At 71.0% G+C, this 18,355-nt stretch carries 15 protein-coding genes; 11 read left to right on the top strand and 4 right to left on the bottom strand.

Annotation, left to right across the window (positions count from 1 at the left end; genetic code table 11):
* Positions 1–139: 139 nt before the first annotated feature.
* Positions 140–754, bottom strand: coding sequence for a hypothetical protein (locus ACQPZW_RS39970; RefSeq protein WP_433797754.1), 615 nt, complete (start codon positions 752–754; stop codon positions 140–142).
* Between the two features lie 560 nt (positions 755–1,314).
* On the opposite strand from ACQPZW_RS39970, the gene ACQPZW_RS39965 reads away from it, so the two are divergent.
* From ACQPZW_RS39965 to ACQPZW_RS39955, 3 genes are all read left to right on the top strand, one after another.
* The gene (locus ACQPZW_RS39965; RefSeq protein ID WP_433791235.1) at positions 1,315–1,737 is read left to right on the top strand and encodes a GNAT family N-acetyltransferase; all 423 of its coding nucleotides are present in this window, start codon (positions 1,315–1,317) and stop codon (positions 1,735–1,737) included.
* 142 nt (positions 1,738–1,879) lie between these two features.
* Positions 1,880–2,620 (top strand): class I SAM-dependent methyltransferase, encoded by a 741-nt coding sequence (locus tag ACQPZW_RS39960; protein ID WP_433791234.1) that lies wholly within the window; start codon positions 1,880–1,882, stop codon positions 2,618–2,620.
* 22 nt (positions 2,621–2,642) lie between these two features.
* Positions 2,643–3,386 (top strand): alpha/beta hydrolase, encoded by a 744-nt coding sequence (locus ACQPZW_RS39955; RefSeq protein ID WP_433791232.1) that lies wholly within the window; start codon positions 2,643–2,645, stop codon positions 3,384–3,386.
* A gap of 3 nt (positions 3,387–3,389) precedes the next feature.
* Here ACQPZW_RS39955 and ACQPZW_RS39950 read toward each other — a convergent pair whose 3' ends face one another.
* Entirely contained in the window at positions 3,390–4,295 is a 906-nt protein-coding gene (locus ACQPZW_RS39950) for a proteasome assembly chaperone family protein (protein WP_433791231.1), read from the bottom strand.
* Positions 4,296–4,533: 238 nt separating this feature from the next.
* Between ACQPZW_RS39950 and ACQPZW_RS39945 the strand changes: the two genes are divergently transcribed.
* The 5 genes from ACQPZW_RS39945 to ACQPZW_RS39925 are packed head-to-tail and all read left to right on the top strand — an operon-like array spanning position 4,534 to position 8,547.
* A complete protein-coding gene (locus ACQPZW_RS39945) occupies positions 4,534–5,139 on the top strand; it encodes an EcsC family protein (protein WP_433797752.1) in 606 nt (201 codons plus the stop codon).
* Between the two features lie 31 nt (positions 5,140–5,170).
* The gene (locus ACQPZW_RS39940) at positions 5,171–5,773 is read left to right on the top strand and encodes a fibronectin type III domain-containing protein (RefSeq protein ID WP_433791230.1); all 603 of its coding nucleotides are present in this window, start codon (positions 5,171–5,173) and stop codon (positions 5,771–5,773) included.
* 34 nt (positions 5,774–5,807) lie between these two features.
* Entirely contained in the window at positions 5,808–7,382 is a 1,575-nt protein-coding gene (locus ACQPZW_RS39935; RefSeq protein ID WP_433791229.1) for a Na+/H+ antiporter, read from the top strand.
* Positions 7,379–7,642 carry a UBP-type zinc finger domain-containing protein gene (locus ACQPZW_RS39930; protein WP_433791228.1) on the top strand — a complete coding sequence of 88 codons (264 nt, stop codon included), beginning with the start codon at positions 7,379–7,381 and terminating at the stop codon, positions 7,640–7,642. Before ACQPZW_RS39935 ends, ACQPZW_RS39930 begins: the two co-directional genes overlap by 4 nt.
* A complete protein-coding gene (locus tag ACQPZW_RS39925) occupies positions 7,639–8,547 on the top strand; it encodes a ketopantoate reductase family protein (protein ID WP_433791227.1) in 909 nt (302 codons plus the stop codon). Before ACQPZW_RS39930 ends, ACQPZW_RS39925 begins: the two co-directional genes overlap by 4 nt.
* 294 nt (positions 8,548–8,841) lie before the next feature.
* Here the strand turns inward: ACQPZW_RS39925 and ACQPZW_RS39920 are convergent, their stop codons facing one another.
* Together ACQPZW_RS39920 and ACQPZW_RS39915 are read right to left on the bottom strand one after the other, a co-directional pair.
* Positions 8,842–10,095: a glycosyltransferase family 4 protein gene (locus tag ACQPZW_RS39920; protein WP_433791226.1), complete on the bottom strand. Its 1,254-nt coding sequence runs from the start codon at positions 10,093–10,095 to the stop codon at positions 8,842–8,844.
* Positions 10,092–11,987, bottom strand: coding sequence for an amylo-alpha-1,6-glucosidase (locus tag ACQPZW_RS39915; protein ID WP_433791225.1), 1,896 nt, complete (start codon positions 11,985–11,987; stop codon positions 10,092–10,094). Before ACQPZW_RS39915 ends, ACQPZW_RS39920 begins: the two co-directional genes overlap by 4 nt.
* A 210-nt stretch (positions 11,988–12,197) precedes the next feature.
* Between ACQPZW_RS39915 and glgX the strand changes: the two genes are divergently transcribed.
* From glgX to treZ, 3 genes are read left to right on the top strand one after another with little or no spacing between them, the layout of a single operon-like run.
* Positions 12,198–14,309: a glycogen debranching protein GlgX gene (glgX, locus tag ACQPZW_RS39910; protein WP_433791224.1), complete on the top strand. Its 2,112-nt coding sequence runs from the start codon at positions 12,198–12,200 to the stop codon at positions 14,307–14,309.
* A gap of 4 nt (positions 14,310–14,313) precedes the next feature.
* Positions 14,314–16,626, top strand: a complete 2,313-nt coding sequence (gene treY / locus ACQPZW_RS39905) for a malto-oligosyltrehalose synthase (protein ID WP_433791223.1) — start codon at positions 14,314–14,316, stop codon at positions 16,624–16,626.
* On the top strand, positions 16,623–18,353 hold the full coding sequence (gene treZ, locus ACQPZW_RS39900) for a malto-oligosyltrehalose trehalohydrolase (protein ID WP_433791222.1): 1,731 nt from the start codon (positions 16,623–16,625) through the stop codon (positions 18,351–18,353). Before treY ends, treZ begins: the two co-directional genes overlap by 4 nt.
* The last annotated feature ends 2 nt before the right edge of the window (positions 18,354–18,355 follow it).

Here is an 18,355-nt window from a genome sequence, read left to right as displayed (position 1 = left end):
TGAAGCCCTCGCCGCCGTGGACTGGGCGCCGAGGGCCGTTCGTGGGTGGCGAGTGGAGGCTTGCCTGGTCCGGACGGATCGCGGGTGGGTGGGCCGGGCGCGTGGGGTGGCACGCGCCCGGCCGGAGCGGGGAGAAGGATCAGGCGGCTGGGGACGCTGTCGCGGCCCACATCGCGGTGAACGCGGCCGCCTCGCCGGCCAGCCAGCTCTCGACATCGGCCGGGCGGGCCGACTGGTCGAAGCGATGGACGACGCCCCGGCGCAGGTCGACCAGGACCGGCTCGGCGTTGGGCAGGATCTGGTCCATGTGGCGGGCCATCAGGTGGAGCATCGCCATCGCGGCCTCGCTGCTCGGCGGCTCCTCGTCGAAGTGGAGGCGGACGGCCTCGCGCCGCCCGTCGTCGTAGCGCAGCCCGAAATGTGGGTTGATCTTCACTGCCAGCGGGCCGACGGTGGCGATCGCGTCGCGGGTCTGGGCGAGATTGACCTGCTCGGGGTTGCCGAGCGAGGCCAGATAGGTGCGGGCGCCGGCACGCAGCGCGCCGTAGAGCGGCTTCCAACGGTCCTTCACCACGTCGACCACGCCGCCGAGGTAGCTGCCGCCGGTCCGGAATGCGATGTCGGCCTTCAGTGCTTTCACCAGCTGGCCGTGCGGGTTGAAACCGCTCCGGCGCTCACGCTGCTTGCGCAGGCCGCCGACGAACGTGGCCTTCGCCGGGCCGGTGCGAGACACGTAGCGGGTGAAGCCGAGCATCGTCGCATAGGGAGGGATCACGGGCACGGGGGTGGTGGTCGAGATCGTCACGTCGTCTCCTCGCTCGCACTGCGGAAATCAGGCCGCAAGGGGCCTCCGAAGGCCTGAAGATCCGCAGCTCAGGTCCCCTCTTTCGTACATACATTCTAATCGACGGGTACGACATTCCCAACGCGGAAACAGCCCTCTGCCGGGTCTCGTCCGACGAGCCTCTCGGTCTCCGGATCCACCTCGCAGATCCATATCGGACGGCCGCATCGAGCGGTGCCCGGTGCCGCGGGGGAGCCTGGATGGCGCGCGTGTCTTTCGGCGCCATCAGTCGGCACCGCGTGCAGGGCTTCGAGCGCCGTGCGGTGCCGGCCGGGCGGGCGCGAGCCGGGAGTGATCGGGCATCGAGGTCAGGATCATTCGCGGCCGAGGCTCGGTGATACTCGGCGAACTGATCATCACCGATCGCCGGGTGGGCGATCCTTGGGTCAGACAGCCATTGAAGGCAGGACGGGACTGACGTAGGAGAGACGTGGACACCCTGACCTTGGATGGTCTCCTAGACTTCCCGGATGATCGTGCGGATGGCGGGGCCGGCGGATGTGACGGCCCTTGCGGAGTTGCGCGGCATCGAAGAGGGCGACTTCCCCGCGTACGCGGAATGGTTGATCGCCCACGCGGAGACGCACCTGCCGTTCGTCGCCGAGGTCGATGGCCGCGTGGTCGGTTGTGCCTTCCTGTTCGTCGCCGAACGGGTGCCCGGCGGCGGGTCGATGAGCCGGCGGTACGGCGACGTCCAGTCGGTCATGGTCCGCGAGGAGCACCGCGGGCGGGGTGTCGGCGCCGCGATGATGGCCGCGATCCTTGCCGAGGCCCGCACCCGGGGACTGCTGCACGTGACCGTCCACTCCGGCCGCCGTGCGGTCGACTTCTACCTGCGCAACGGCTTCGTCAACCATCGGCAGATGCTCCTCTGGGAGCCGGTTGGGGATTGACGGGTGTGGTGCTCCTCGAGCTGTTCCTGCCAGCGGATTCGGCGGACCGGATCCGGCCCTGGCTGGAGCCGAGAGACCGCCTGTCCTGACGGACGCGAGTGTCAGCGCCGACCTGACCGGTAAGGGGAGGCATGCTGGCGCAATGACGACCACAGGGCTGGAACGACTGCGGGACGTGCGGCGGCGGCTGAACGAAGAGGGTCCGGAGTGGACGCGGGGGCCCGAGCGGGACTTCGCGACCGTGACGCTGCCGGAGCGTGACTGTGACCTGCTCCGTGACCTGCTCGTCGCCGAGGGCGCGCAGACGGTCGTGGAGGTGGGGCTCGCCTACGGCAGTTCGGCGCTGGCGATCGGTGAGGCGCTGCTCAGCGTCGGCGGGACGCCACGACACGTCGTGATCGACCCGTTTCAGCGGGACGCGTACCACGATGTCGGTTGGAATCTCTTGATCCGTGCGGGCCTGGACCGGATCGCCGGGCTGATCCGGGAGCCGTCGTCGGAGGCGCTTCCGCGGCTGCTGGCCGAGGGTCTGGTCGCGGACGCCGCGTTCGTCGACGGCAGTCACCGGTTCCACGAGGTCTTCGTCGACCTCTACTACCTTCGCAAGATCGTCAAGCCGGGTGGCCTGATCGTCCTCGACGACGACTGGGCGCCGTCGATCCGGACCGCCGTCCGCTACTTCGAGCGCAACCTGGGCTGGAGCGTCCTGCCCGGCGCGTTCGACGGCGGCACGCTGGTCGTCGAGGGCGCGACGACCGGTGAGGAGATGATCCGCGGCAGCGGCACGGTGGCCGGAAACCCGCGCTGCCGCGCGATCCGGCTTCCCGACGAGCGGTTCGAGCCGGCCTTCGACGACTTCCGGCAGTTCATCGAGGAGGAGTAGTTCGTCGAGGAAGAATGAAGGCATGGCACTGGTCCGCTGTGACTTCTGGTCCGAGGCGCTGGAGATGAGCACCTCGATGACGGTGATCCTGCCCGACGGGGATGCGACGGATCCGCCGCCCGTGCTCTACCTGCTGCACGGGCTGACCGACGACCACACCGCGTGGACCCGGTTCAGTTCGGTGGAGCGCTACGCCGAGGAGCGTGGCGTGGCGGTGGTGATGCCGTCGGTGGACCGGAGCTTCTACGCCAACGAGACGTACGGGATGAGGTTCTGGGACTTCCTGTCGGCGGAGCTGCCGGAGCGGGTCGGCCAGTTCTTCCGGGTGTCGGCGCGACGGCAGGACACCTTCGTGGCCGGTCTGTCGATGGGTGGCTACGGCGCGCTCAAGTGGGCGCTGCGGGAGCCGGAGCGGTTCGCCGCAGCCGCTTCGCTGTCCGGGGCGCTCGATCTGGCGTACATCCAGGAGCATGATCGTCGCCCGTACATCCGTGCCCTGGTCGCCAGGGTCTTCGCCGACCGGATCGTCGCGGGCGGCGACGAGGATCTGATGCACCTGATCCGTGTCGCCGACCCGTCGTCGCTGCCGCGGCTGATGCTGCGCTGCGGCAGCGACGATCATCTGGTCGCGCAGAACCGCCGGTTCGTGGCCGCGTGCGCGACCGCCGGGGTCGAGCTCGACGCCGCTTTCGAGCCGGGCGACCACACCTGGGAGTTCTGGGACAGGCATCTGCCGGGGGTGCTGGCCTGGCTGCTCAAGAGGTGACGATCAATTGTCGTCGCGGCTCTGCTCGGCGAGGAACCGCTCCAGCTCGGCACCGAGCTCCTCGGCGGTGGGCAGCGGATTGTCAGGGTCGGCTAGCAGGTTGCCCTGGCGGCCGCGCAGGAACGCGTCATACTGCGCCTCCAGCGAGGTGACCAGGCGACCGGCCTGCTCGTCGTCGGCGACCTGCTTGTCCACCTCGTCACGGACCGACTTCGCCGACTCGCGCAGGCTGCCGGTCGGCAGGGCCAGGCCGGTGCTCTCCGACACCGAGTCCAGCAGCACCTCGGCGGCCGCCGGATAGCCGGTCTGCGCCAGGTAGTGCGGGACGTGCGCGGCGTAGCCCAGCGCGTCGCGCCCGGACCGGCCGAGCCGGAACTCCAGGAGGTTGCCGACGCTGGCCGGCACCTGGACCCGCTGCAGCCAGGACTCGTGCTCGCCGAGCAGCCGCTTGTCGGTGGCGTGCGCCGTGACGCCGACCGGGCGGGTGTGGGGCACGGCCATCGGGATCGCGTTGAGGCCGACGGTGACGCTGACGCCGAGACGGTCGATCAGGCCGGTCACCGCGGCGATGAAACGCTCCCACTGCAGGTCCGGCTCGGGACCGGCGAGCAGCAGGAACGGGGTGCCCAGCTGGTCCTTGACCAGGTGCAGGGCGAGGCTCGGCTCCTCGTAGCTCTCGAAGTGGTCGGCCACGAAGATCATCGGCGGACGACGGGAGCGGTAGTCGAGCAGTTGGTCGAGGTCGAACGTGGCGACGATCTCGCTCTCCAGGTGCTCCAGCAGATTTTCTCTGGCCAGCTGGATCGCGGTGCCCGCATCGACGAATCCGGTGAGCGCCTGGATGAGCACCGGGCCGTCCAGAGCCGGCAGGTCACCGGTCACCTCGTAGAGCCCGTGGGGGTCGAGCACGCTGTGAACCTCCGTGAGAGCGGTGCCCGCTGACGCGGGCCTGTTTCCGGCGGTAACAGCCGGCTGCCGGCGTTCATTCCGGCACGTTCCCATCATTACTCACCGAGCGTGGCGGCGGAGACGTGCATGCACCGCGCACAATGGGAACGGATCCTTCTCCCCGCGCCCACCGGAGTGATCTTTGAATCAACAGCAGTCCGCAGAGTCCCTCGCCCCGTCCAGCACGTTGTGGGCCCGGATGAAGGCCGACCCGCAGTATGCGCCGGAGCACCTCGCCCTCGACGCGGTGCGCCGGCTCGGCCCGGAGGCGGCCGCCTGGCACGCCCGGCTCCGGCAGGAACGCCCCGATCTCGACGCCGACGGTCTCGCCAACCTCGCGATCAAGCACTTCACCACCCTGGCCCGGGTCTCCGGGGCCGTCTCCGGCGCGGCCGGCCTGCCCGGCGCGGTCGTCGACGTCGGCGTCCTCGCCTGGACCCAGTCGCGTCTCGTGCTGCACGTCGCCGCCGCCTACGGCGCCGACCCGGCCGCCCCGGAGCGGGCCACCGACCTGCTCGTGCTGCAGCGGGTGCACAAGGTGGCGGAGACCGCGCGGACGGCGCTCGGTGTGGCGGCCGGCCGGGAGCGCGCCAGCCGGATCTTCACCGGCGACTCCGGCCGGCCGCTGGCCGGGGTGCTGGTGAGACTCGGGGTGAAACTGGCACAGATGGCCGGGGTGCGTGCGGCGAGGCGGCTGTTCGCCAAGATGGTCCCGGGCGCCGGCATCATCCTCGGCACCTGGGTCAACTCGGCGGCCACCAAGGACCTGGCCAAACGTGCGCGGGAGCATTACCGCAACGCCTAAGATTCCGCGACGCCGACCCGAAGCACCAGACGTGCTGGGATTTCGGAAGTCCGCGGTCGCTCTGACCGCCGTCGCGCTGCCGCTGCTGCTCCTGGGCTGCTCCTCGTCCTCGTCGTCGACCCGGCCGGGCGAGGAGGAGACGGCCACGGCCGGCCGCGACTGGATCGTGGTGGAGGAGGGTGACCCCACCCCCTCGCCCACCGATCCGGTCGGCAAGGCGTCGCCGACGCCCTCGACCACGCTGCCGCCGCTGCCCAGTGGCAGCCCGTGGCCGTCCGGCACACCGACCAGCACCTGCACGCCGATGCAGCGGATCAAGCGGATCGACGGGCTGGCCGTGACGCCGGGCAGCACCAGCGCCGTGGTCACCTGGTACCACCCGGGCGGCAGCAACATCGTCGACTACCGGGTCACGGCGATCAACCAGGACCTGGTCACCGGCGCCCAGAAGGAGGTCGGCTGGACCCGCAGCGCGCCGGCCACCTGTGGGGACGTCAGTGCCACCGTCACCGGGCTGGACCCGAAGACGCCGTACACCTTCGTCGTCGACGTGGTGCTCACCCGGGACAACTTCAGCCTGGAGGGCGTCTACACCCAGACGATCGCGCGGTCGGGGGTAATCAGCACCACGTAGGGACTTGTCACAGGGATTCTCTAAGCTTCCCGGCATGGAAACGATCGTCGACACCGTCGTTCTGGTCGCGATCGCTGTCGTCGGTGCGGCTCTGGCCCGCCGACTGGGGTTCGTCGCGCCGTTGGTGCTGCTCGTCGCCGGGTTGGGGCTGTCCTACGTCCCCGGGTTCCCGGAGGCGCATCTCGATCACGAGTTGGTGCTGATCGGGATCCTGCCACCGCTGCTCTACGTGGCGGCCCTGCAGACCTCGGTGCCCGCGTTCCGACTCGCGTTACGGCCCATCCTGCTGCTCGCGGTCGGCCTCGTGGTGCTGACCGCGACGGTGATCGGCTTTCTCGTGCACATGCTGTTGCCCGGCGTGCCGCTCGCCGCGTGCATCGCGCTGGGTGCGATCGTCGCCCCACCGGACGCGGTCTCCGCGACCGCCATCGCCCGCCGGGTGGGCCTCCCCCGCCGTGTCGTGACGATCCTGGAGGGCGAGAGCCTGCTCAACGACGCGACCGCCCTGGTGATGGTGCGGGTCGCGGTCGTCGCGCTGGGCGGGACGGCGGCCACCTTCGCAGACATCGCCCTGCGGGTGGTGATGACGGCCGGTGGCGGCCTGCTGATCGGCCTGGCGTTCGCGGCCGGCGTGGCCTGGCTGCACCGCAAGATCGAGGACTCGCTGCTGGACGACGCGGTGGCGCTGCTCACCCCGTTCGTCGTGGTGATCATCGCGGAGAAGCTGCACACGTCGAGCGTGGTGGCCGTGGTGATCGCCGGCCTCTACCTCGGCCATCGCATCCCCTATCTGCTGTCGCCCACCTCGCGACTGCAGATGGAAGCGGTCTGGCGGCTGATCAACTTCCTGCTGGAGGGCGTCGTCTTCCTGCTGGTCGGCCTCCAGTTGCGCGGTGTGATCGGCACCATCGAGACCAGCGTCACCACCACCGTGCAGGTCACCGCGGTGGTGTTCGGGGCGCTGCTGCTGATCCGGTTCCTGTGGATGTATCCGGCGACCTACCTGGCCCGGCTCGTCCCGCGGATCCGCAACCGCGAGCCACGACCACCGGTCACCGTGCCGACCGTGATCGCCTGGGCCGGCATGCGCGGGGTGGTGACCCTGGCCGCCGCGCAAACCCTGCCGCCGCCCGGCGAGAACGGCGTGCCCGACTATCCCCGCGAGCTGCTGATCTTCGTGGCCTTCGCGATCATCGTGCTGACCCTGCTGGTGCAGGGCACCACGCTGCCGTGGCTGGCCCGCCGGCTCGGCGTCCGCGAGGACAACAGCGCACAGGACGCGCTGGCCGAGGCCGGGGTCCAGCACGCCGCCGGCCGGGCCGCCCTCGAAGCGCTGGAGAAGCACTCCGGCGACGCGCCCCCGAGCGTGGTCGACCGGCTGCGTAACCTGGTCGAGAGCCGCGGCAACAACGCCTGGGAGCGACTCGGCAGTCAGGACAGGGAAACCCCGTCGGCTGCGTACGGCCGGCTGCGCCGCGAGATGATCAGAGCGGAACGGCACGTCTTCAAGATCGCCCGCAACGAGGGGCGGATCCCCGAGGAGGTGCTGGTCCGCGCCCAGCGTGAGCTAGACCTGGAAGAGTCCCAGCTGCAACGGAGTGACGATTGACCTGTCAGCATCTCAAGGAGACGACCGAGCCGGCGCCGCTGAGCGCCTACGAGGACGGTTGTCCGCAGTGCCACGCTGTCGGCAACCACAACTGGGTGCACCTGCGCCTCTGTATGAACTGCGGGCTGGTGGCCTGCTGTGACTCGTCGCCGGCCCGGCACATGTCGGCGCACCACGCCGCCGAGCGCCACCCGGTGATGCGCTCGTTCGAGCCGGGCGAGTCGTGGCGCTGGTGCTACGAGGACGAGCAGCTCGGATGAGGATCCTGGTGGTCGGCGCGGGCGCGACCGGCGGCTACTTCGGTGGTCGCCTCGCCCTGGCCGGGCGGGACGTGACGTTCCTGGTCCGGCCCGGGCGGGCGGCCCGGCTGGCCGATCGCGGGCTGCGGATCAAGAGCCCCGATGCCGAGACGGTGCTGCGACCACGCACGATCACCGAGCCGGACGGGCATTACGATCTGGTGCTCGTCGCGGTCAAGAGCTACTCGCTGGAGACCGCCCTCGCCGGCCTGACCCCGGCCGTCGGCCCGCGGACCGTCGTGATCCCGCTGCTCAACGGCATCCGCCACATCGAGTCGCTGGTCCGCCGATTCGGCGCGGACCGGGCGTGGGGTGGCGTCTGCATGATCCACGCGACGCTCGACGACGACGGCGACGTGCATCAGATGAGCGGCCTACACCGGCTCGCCTTCGGCCCGCTCGACGGCGGCGATGCCGACGACCGCCTGCCTTCCGTCACCGGCACGCTGACCGGCGCCGGCTTCGACGCGCGGGCCTCGACGACCATCGTCCAGGAGATCTGGGACAAATGGGTCCTGCTGGCGACCCTCGGGGCGGCGACGACCCTGCTGCGCGGGTCGATCGGAGCGATCAACAAGGCGCCCGGCGGCAGCGAGTTCCTGCATGCCCTGGCCGCCGAGACGACCGCGGTCGCGGAAGCCGCCGGCCACCCGATCCGCGGCAAGGCGGCGGCGATGCTGGAGGCCACCATCGTGACGACCGAGCCGACGACCTCGTCGATGTATCGCGACCTCGTCCAGGGTCTGCCGGTGGAGGGCGGCGCGATCGTCGGCGACATGGTCGCCGAGGCGGCGAAACACCAGGTCAGCGTGCCGTTGCTGGCGGCGGCCCACACCGGGTTGGCGGTCTATTCGGCAAACCTCTGATCTCGTACGGGCTACGCGAGCCCTTGTTCGTGCCGACCCGCGAGGCAGGCGGCACACCGGATCCCAGCGCGCCCGCCGGGGCGTATGCGGTGGCGGGCCGTGCGGCCCGCGGTGCGGTGCGGCCGGCCGCCGGTGGCCGGCCGGGCGGGCCGGGGTGCGGTGGCGGGTCGTGCGGGCCGGGGTGCGGTGGCCGGTCGTGCGGGCCGGGCCCGGTCGTGCGGGCCGCGGTGCGGTCGCTGTTGGGCGTTTCTGGTGGCCGGCGGTGCGGGCCGGGGGTGCGGTTGCGCGCGCGGATCAGCTGGCCGGGTGCGGTCGGGTGGGGGACGGGATGCGGGACAGGACCTGCTCGGCCTCACGAGCCACGCGGTCGGCGTCGGTGGCCCGGGCCCGGTCGTAGACGGTGGCCGTCCGGTCGGCGATGGCCGGCCAGTTGAAGTCGGAGCGGACCCGTTCGCGGGCGCGCAGGGCCAGGGAACGGGCGAAGTCGCGATCGCCCAGGACCCAGCCGGTCGTCTCGGCCAGTGCGGCCGGATCGCCGGGGGCGAACTTCACGCCGGTCACGCCGTGGTCGACGATCTCGTCCAGGCCTCCCGTGCCGGCTACGGCCACCGGGGTTCCGGCCGCGGCCGCCTCCAGCGCGACCATCCCGAACGGCTCGTAGATGCTCGGCACCACGTAGCAGTCGGAGGCACCCATCAGCGCGGTCAGCTCGTGTCCGCCCAGGAAGCCGGTGAAGCTCACCTCGGGCGTACCGGAGGCGCGGGTCTCCAGGTCCGGCCGGTAGGGCCCGTCGCCCGCGATCACCAGTCGCAGGCCGGGGAACCGGGAGCGGAGCGTGGGCACGGCGTCGATCAGGTGCTGGACACCCTTCTCGTAGACGAGCCGGCCGGCGTAGCTGACCAGCGGGCCGTCGCCGGCGTAGCGGGAACGGGCGGCGGCCACCGCGCGGGGCCGGGCCCGCCAGCGCAGCGCGTCGACCCCGTTGGGGACCACGTCGACGCGGTCCGGCGGCACGTCGAAGAGGCGGCTGATCTCGTGTCTCATGTAGCCGGAGCAGACGATCACGCGTACCGCCTCGGCGGCCAGCCAGCGTTCGACGTCGTCGATGGTGCGGTTGTGGGCGGACGGCAGGTAGCCCTGGTGGCGCCCGGACTCGGTGGCGTGGATGGTGGCGACCAGCGGGACGTCGAGGTGTTCGCGCAGCGTGACAGCGGTGTGCGCGACCAGCCAGTCGTGGGCGTGCACCACGTCGAAACCGCCGGTACGGGTGGCGTGCAGGGCGGCCCGGGTGAGCGTGTGGTTGAACGCGACAGCCCACGCCAGCAGGTTGCCGCCGGTCACGTCGAAGGCCGGTGGGTCGTCGGGTGCACGGACCACCCGGACACCCTCGGTGTACTCCTCGAGCAGCGCGCCCGGGGCGTGCCGGGTGACCACGGTGACCTCGTGCCCGGCCCGGACCAGGGTGGTGGCGAGCGCGTGCACGTGCCGGCCGAGCCCGCCGACCAGTAGCGGCGGGTACTCCCACGACAGCATCAGGATCCGGCTCACGTCAGGTACCTCTGCTTGACTCGTAGAACCTCGGCCACCGAGCGGGCGGAGAACGGGACGCCGGAGGCGTGGTGGGGGGCGTCGCCGTCGGCGGTCTCGCCGAGGGAGCCGACTCCCGCTTCGGACAGGTGGGCGTCCAAAGCGTCGAGCAGGCCGTCGACCGGGCGGCCGGTGGCGGCGCAGGCGTCGGCGTACGGTCCGATCAGCCACGTCCACACCGGGCCCTGGTGGTGGGCCATGTCGGGGTCGGCCGGGCGGCGGGACTGGTAGCCGTACTCGCCGGGGGCCAGGGTGCGCGGGCCCAGCGGGGTGAGCAGGAACTCGCCGACGGCGCGCACGGCGGCGGACGGGCGGCCGCGCATCGGGGCGTGCGGCAGCGACCAGGCGAGCAGTTGATGGGGCCGCAGTGACGGATCGTCGTGGTGGGCGCCGGCGCCGAGCGGGTAGGCCGCCGCGGGTCCTTCGATCACGTCGTACAGCCAACCCTCGGGCGCGGGGAACCGGGACGTGAACGACGCCTGCGCCCGGGCGTGCCGGGCTCGCGGCTCACTGTCGTCGTGCCCGCCCTCGCCGAGCAGGTCGCACATGGCGGCCAGCGCGTTCACCCAGAGAGCGTTGAGGTCGACGGGTTTGCCGACCCGGGGCGTCTCGGGGCCGGGGGAGGCGAGCCGGACCAGACCGTCGACCGGGTCGATGCTGAGCGGACCGGACCCGCCGAGGTGGTGGCGCAGCAGACGGCCGAGCGGCGCGGCGAGTTTGACGGCGAGGGCGCTGTCGCCGGTACGGGTGACGTGCCGGTCGACCGCGTGCACCAGCCACAGCGGCGCGTCGAGGGCGTCGTGCCGCAGCCACGGCGCGTCCGGGGTGCGCAGGTCGTGGGCGGCCGAACGGGTCCGGGCGATCAGCAGTTCACGGCCTTCGTCGACGCGGCCGGTGTCGAGGAACAGCCCCTCGTAGGCGATCATCGTGTCGCTCTGCCAGCGGCCCTGTCCCGGATATCCGGCGACCACGTCGGGCCCGTCCGCGGTCCGGACCACGAACCGGTCCGCGGCGAGGACGAGCGTCTCCGCGTACCCCTCGGTCTTGGAGAGGGCGACCAGCCGGTGTGCCCGCTCGCGCTCCGCGGCGATGACCGCGGGGGGTGGTGGCGGGGTCTCGCCGAGCGGTCCCGCCCAGGCCGAGATCTCGCAGGCCCCGCCGGGCCCGGCCTGCCGGAAGAACGTGCCGGCGTGCCAGAGGTCCTCGACGAGGTCGCCGGAGGGGGAGGTCCCGGCGGAGGAGGAGGATCCGGTGCGTACGCCGAGGTGCCACGATCCGGCGGGTTGCCAGCCGGGGCCGTGCAGGCGGTACGCGCCGTCGAGGATCACGCCGCCGGCGACGGGCTCGACGGCGAGGCCCGGACCGTCGGCGCGGCGGCTGGTGTGCGCGGTCCGCCAGGTGCACATCGCGGCGACGGCGAGTCCGACCGGCCCGGGCGCGCTCAGCACGCGGTGGACGACGGCGACCGACGGGTGGCCGTGCCGCATGGCCAGCTCCCGCTCGATGACGACGTCGCCGATCCGCCAGCGCCAGCGGGGCAGGCCCTGCTCCAGGGTGAAGGTCTCCAGGTGCCGGTGCCCGGACGGCTCGACCGACCCGGACTCCCAGGCGTGCGTGTACAGCGGGACCTTGGCGCCTGAGGGAAGAGTCACAGTGAGGTCTAGCGAGGCGAGCGCGACGTGGCCGTAAACGGTCAGCAGAGCGTGTTCGCGGCGGGTGCGCAGGCCGCTGACGGTGCCCGACGCGTAGCCTCCCAGACCATCGGTGACCAGCCATTCCCGGCCGCCACCCGCGTCGGCGGAGAGGGAGCCGCAGACCTGCGGCCCGAAGGCGAACTGATCATTCCGCGGCACGGTCCCTCGAATGCTCAATCTGATATGCGCCAAACCCCCGGACGGGGAGATATCGGCGGCTAACCGGACAGTCGGGCCGACGTTAGCAGTGAAGTCCGCCAGAATGGCCGGTGACGCGGCCTGCGAGGTTAGTCCGTCCCACGGACGGGCATAGAAAGCGCCCGCCGGCCTCGATCTACAGGGACACGGCCGAGGGGTAGGAGCACGGTTATGCAGGTCTGGCCTGGTCATCGGTACCCATTGGGCGCCACGTACGACGGGACGGGCACGAACTTCGCAATCTTCTCCGAGGTGGCCGAGGCGGTCGAGCTGTGCCTGTTCGACCCGGCCGGCAACGAGCGGAAGGTGCTCCTGCACGAGCAGGACGCGTTCGTCTGGCACGCCTATCTGCCCGGGGTGGAGCCGGGGCAGCGGTACGGCTATCGCGTCTACGGCCCGTACGAGCCACACCGGGGGCTGCGGTGCAATCCCCACAAGCTCCTGCTCGACCCGTACGCGCGGGCGGTCGACTCGGACATCGACTGGCACCCGTCGCTGTACGCGTACGACTTCGACAACCCGGATCAGATGTCGGAGCTGGACTCGGGGCCGTACATGCCCAAGGCCGTGGTGGTGAACCCGTACTTCGACTGGGGCAACGACCGCCGGCCGGACATCCCGTACCACCACTCGGTGATCTACGAGACGCACGTCAAGGGGCTCACCCAGCGGCACCCGGAGATCCCGAAGGACATGCGCGGCACCTACTCCGCGATCGGCCACCCGGCGATCATCGAGCACCTGAAGAGCCTCGGCGTGACCGCGGTCGAGTTGATGCCGGTTCACCAGTTCGTGCACGACAACCGGCTGCACGACCTGGGCCTGAACAACTACTGGGGCTACAACACGCTCGGGTTCTTCGCGCCGTACCACGGCTATTCGGCGATGGGCTCGCTCGGCCAGCAGACCCAGGAATTCCGGGGCATGGTCAAGGCGCTGCACGCGGCCGGCATGGAAGTCATCCTCGACGTCGTCTACAACCACACGGCCGAGGGCAACCACCTGGGCCCGACGCTGTCGCTGAAGGGCATCGACAACCGGACCTACTACCGTCTGGTGGACGATCAGCCGCAGTTCTACATGGATTACACGGGCACGGGTAACAGCCTGAACGTGCGCAGCCCGCAGAGCCTCCAGCTGATCATGGACTCGCTGCGGTACTGGGTGACCGAGATGCACGTCGACGGTTTCCGGTTCGACCTGGCGTCCACGCTGGCCCGTGAGTTCTACGACGTGGACCGGCTCAGCACCTTCTTCGAGGTGGTGCAGCAGGACCCGGTCGTCGGCCAGGTGAAGCTGATCGCCGAGCCGTGGGACGTCGGGCCGGGCGGCTACCAGGTCGGCAACTTCCCGCCGAACTGGACCGAGTGGAACGGCAAGTACCGGGACACGGTCCGTGACTTCTGGCGCGGCGAGCCGGCGACGCTGGCCGAGTTCGCGTCCCGGATCACCGGCTCGGCCGACCTCTACCAGGACGACGGCCGCAAGCCCTTCCACTCGATCAACTTCGTGACGGCGCACGACGGGTTCACGCTCAACGACCTGGTGTCGTACAACGACAAGCACAACGAGGCCAACGGCGAGGAGAACCGGGACGGCGAGAGCCACAACCGGTCCTGGAACTGTGGCATCGAGGGGCCGGCCACCGACTCCGCCGTGCTCGCGCTGCGGGCCCGTCAGCGCCGCAACTTCCTGGCCACGCTGATGCTCAGCCAGGGCGTGCCGATGATCTCGCACGGCGACGAGATGGGCCGTACCCAGCAGGGCAACAACAACGCCTACTGCCAGGACAACGAGATCGCCTGGATCGACTGGGAGAACGCCGACGAGCAGCTGCTGGATTTCTCCCGCAAGCTGACCGCGTTCCGGCACCGGCACCAGGTCTTCCAGCGTCGCCGGTTCTTCACCGGCCTGCCGGTGACCGCCCGTGGCGGCGGCGACCCGCTGCCCGACCTGGAGTGGTTCACCCCGGACGGCCGGCCGATGGCCGGCGACGACTGGGGCAACGACTTCGGCCGGGCGGTGGCGCTCTTCGTCAACGGCGAGGGCATCCGCGAGCGCGGCCAGTACGGCCAGCGCCACGTGGACAGCTCGTTCCTGCTGTTCTTCAACGCGCACGACGCGCCGCTCGAGTTCGCCACGCCTCCCGCGGAGTACGGGGAGAAGTGGGAGAAGGTCATCGAAACCGCCGAGCCGTCCCCTGATCGCCCGTCCGTCGTGGAGGCCGGACACAAGATCTGGGTGCCGGACCGGTCCCTCATCGTGCTGGACAGGACGGTCTGATCTGATGCCCTCATCCAACCAACCCGCCGCCGCCCGTCAAAAGGATGAGAAGCCTCCTTCCGGTACCTACCGAGTGCAGGTCCGCCCCGAGTTCCCCCTGAGCAGTACCGCCGAGATAGCCGACTACCTGGCCGATCTCGGGGTGAGCCACCTCTACTCGGCTCCGCTGCTGACCGCGGCGCCGGAGTCGCAGCACGGCTACGACGTCGTCGATCATTCGCAGGTCAGCCCGGCTCTGGGTGGGGCGGAGGGCCTGAACACGCTCAGCGGCGCCCTGAAGTCCGCCAATCTGGGGCTGGTCGTCGACATCGTGCCCAACCACGCGGGAGTGGGCGTCCCGCACACCAACCCGTCGTGGTGGGACGTCCTGAAGAACGGCCGGGACTCGGAGTTCTCGGGTCACTACGACATCGACTGGTCGCGCGGCAGGATCCTGCTGCCCGTCCTGGCCGCCGCCCCGAACGCGCTCGACGACCTGCGGATCGAGGACGGCGAGCTCCGCTACTTCGACAAGCGCTACCCCATCGCCGAGGGCACCGGCGACGGGACACCTCGCGAGGTGCACGACCGGCAGCACTACGAGCTGGCCGACTGGACCCGCGGGGACTCCGAGATCAACTACCGGCGGTTCTTCGCCATCACCGACCTGGCCGGCCTGCGCGTCGAGGACCCGGACGTCTTCGCCGCCACCCACGCCGAGATCCTCCGCTGGTACAACGAGGGCCTGGCGCAGGGCATCCGGGTCGACCATCCGGACGGGCTGCGCAACCCCGGGGAGTACTTCAACCGGCTGCGCGACGCCGCCCCGGACGCGTGGATCGTGGTGGAGAAGATCCTCGAGCCGGGCGAGAAGATGCCGGCCTGGCCGGTCGCCGGCACCACCGGCTACGACGCGATGGCCGAGGTCAACGGCGTCTTCGTGGACCCGGGCACGGAGGCGTTCTTCGACACCCTCGACCACCACCTGACCGGCGCCACCACCTCCTGGCAGGACCTGGTGCACGACGCCAAGCTGCACGTGGCCACGAACGTCCTGGCCGCCGAGCTGGCACGGCTCGCGGCGCTCGTACCCGAGGTCGAGGCCGCCCCCAAGGCGCTGGCCGAGCTCGCCGCGTGCTTCCCGGTCTACCGCTCCTACCTGCCGGCCGGCAGCCGTGACCTGGCGACCGCCCGGGCCGAGGCGGGCCGCCGCCGCCCGCAGATGATCACCGTGCTCGACCAGCTGACGGGCCGGCTGCGCAACCCCGCCGACGAGCTGGCGATCCGGTTCCAGCAGTTCACCGGCGCGGTGATGGCCAAGGGCGTCGAGGACAACGCGTTCTACCGGTGGACCCGGTTCGTGGCCCGCAACGAGGTCGGCAACGACCCGGTCAAGTTCGGCGTCACCGTCGACGAGTTCCACCACGCCGCCGAGCAGCGTCTCGCCGATTGGCCGGACACCATGACGTCGCTGGCCACCCACGACACCAAACGCGGCGAGGACGTACGCGCCAGGCTGGCGGTCCTCTCCGAGGTGCCGGGCGACTGGACCGAGGTGGTTCGCCGGTGGGTCCGCTCCGCTCCGCTTCCGGATCCGGCGCTGGCCCATCTGATCTGGCAGGTCACGGTCGGCGCGTGGCCGATCTCCCGGGAGCGACTTCAGGCGTACGCCGTGAAGGCCGCCCGCGAAGCCGGAACAGGCACGAACTGGCTGAGCCCGGACGAGGGTTTCGAGTCGGCCCTGCGGCAGATGGTCGACCGGATCTTCGACGATCCCGCGCTGCACCGGGAGGTCGCCGACTTCGCCTCCTCGATCGCCCCGCCCGGCTGGTCGAACTCGCTCGGCCAGAAGCTGGTGCAGCTCGCCATGCCCGGCGTCCCCGACGTCTACCAGGGCACCGAGCTGTGGGACCACTCGCTCGTCGACCCGGACAACCGCCGCCCGGTCGACTTCGCCGACCGCCGTGAGCTGCTCGGCCGGATCGACGACGGCTGGCTGCCACCGGTCGACGAGACCGGCGCGGCCAAGCTGCTGGTCACCAGCCGGGTGCTACGCCTGCGCCGGCAGCGGCCCGAGCTGTTCGCCGGCTACCGTCCGGTCTTCGCCGACGGCCGTGTCCCGGAGCACGTGCTCGCCTTCGACCGCGGCGGCGTGGTGGCGGTCGCCACCCGGCTCCCGGTCGGATTGTCACGGCACGGCGGCTGGGGAGACACCACGCTGTCACTGGACGGACACAGTTGGACGGAAGTCTTCACGAATACCAGCTACGGTGGCAATCGCCTGGCCGTGGCCGAGGTGCTGCACACCTATCCCGTCGCTCTCCTGGTGAAAGAATGACTCTCTTCTCGGTGTGGGCGCCGGACAAGCCCGTTCGTCTTCGTGTCGCCGGCGAGGACCGCGCGATGGAGCCCGGTGACGAGGGCTGGTGGCACCTCGACGTGCCCGCGGCCGAGCCCGGCAGTGACTACGCCTTCCTGCTGCCGGACGCCGAGAGCCCGCTGCCCGACCCGCGGTCGGCGTGGCAACCGCAGGGCGTGCACGGGCCGAGCCGCGTCTACGACCACTCGGCGTTCGCGTGGACCGATCAGGGCTGGACCGGCCGGCAGCTGCCCGGCTCGGTCCTCTACGAGCTGCACATCGGCACGTTCACCCCGGCGGGCACGTTCGACGCCGCGATCGAGCGGCTCGACCACCTCGTCGACCTCGGTGTCGACCTGGTCGAGTTGCTGCCGGTCAACGCCTTCAACGGCACCTACAACTGGGGCTACGACGGGGTCTGCTGGTTCGCGCCGCACGAGGCGTACGGCGGGCCCGACGGCCTCAAACGGTTCGTCGACGCGGCCCACGCCAAGGGCCTCGGTGTGGTGCTCGACGTGGTCTACAACCACTTCGGGCCGTCCGGGGCGTACGCGCCGATGTTCGCCCCCTACCTCAGCAGCAACAGCAACGCCTGGGGCGACTCGGTCAACCTGGACGGGCCGGGCTCCGAGCAGGTGCGCCGCTACATCGTCGACAGCGTGCTGATGTGGCTGCGCGACTACCACGTCGACGGGCTGCGGCTGGACGCCGTGCACGCGCTGCACGACGAGGGCGCCGTCCACCTGCTCGAGCAGATGGCCGTCGAGGTGGAGACGCTCTCCACCGGGCTGCGCCGGCCGCTGTCGCTGATCGCCGAGAGCGACCTCAACGACGCCAAACTGATCACCCCACGAGAAGCCGGGGGGTACGGGCTGCACGCGCAGTGGGACGACGACGTCCACCACGCCCTGCACACCCTGCTCACCGGGGAGCGCCAGGGCTACTACGGCGACTTCGGGTCGCTCGACTGCCTGCGTACCGTCCTGGAGGGCGCGTTCTTCCACGCCGGCACCTGGTCGTCGTTCCGTGGCCGCCGGCACGGCCGCCCGGTCGACCGGCAGCGGACTCCGGGCCACCGGTTCGTCGCGTTCCTGCAGAACCATGACCAGATCGGCAACCGGGCGATCGGTGACCGGCTCACCGCCACCCTGTCGCCCGGCCTGCTCAAGGTCGCCGCCACCCTGCTGCTGACCTCCCCGTTCACGCCGATGCTCTTCATGGGTGAGGAGTGGGCGGCCAGCAGCCCGTGGCAGTATTTCACCTCGCACCCCGAGCCCGACCTGGCCGCCGCCGTGCAGCAGGGGCGCCGGCGCGAGTTCGCCAGTCACGGCTGGGCCGAGGCCGACGTGCCCGACCCGCAGGACCCGGCGACCTTCGAGCGCTCCAAGCTCGACTGGTCCGAGCTGGGCAAGGCCGGCCACGCCGAGATCCTCGACCTGTACCGCAAACTGATCGCGCTGCGCCGGAGCACCCCCGGTCTCACCGACCCGTGGCTGCACCAGGTGGAGGTGTGGCACGGCGACCAGCACGTGGTCATCCGGCGCGGCCCGAACGTGGTGGCCGCCAACCTCGCCGGCATGCCGCAGACGGTCAGTGTGCGGGCCCTGCCACGGTCGGTGCTGCTGGCCACCGAGCCCGGCGTCGTCGTCGAACGGGACCGGCTCGTGCTGCCACCGGAGAGCGCCGCGGTGATCTCGGTCCGGTGACG

The sequence above is a fragment of the Actinoplanes sp. CA-252034 genome, from assembly GCF_050956125.1.
GTDB lineage: Bacteria > Actinomycetota > Actinomycetes > Mycobacteriales > Micromonosporaceae > Actinoplanes.
The sequence above is the reverse complement of the archived record's forward strand: the minus strand, read 5'-3'. Positions and strand labels throughout refer to the sequence as shown.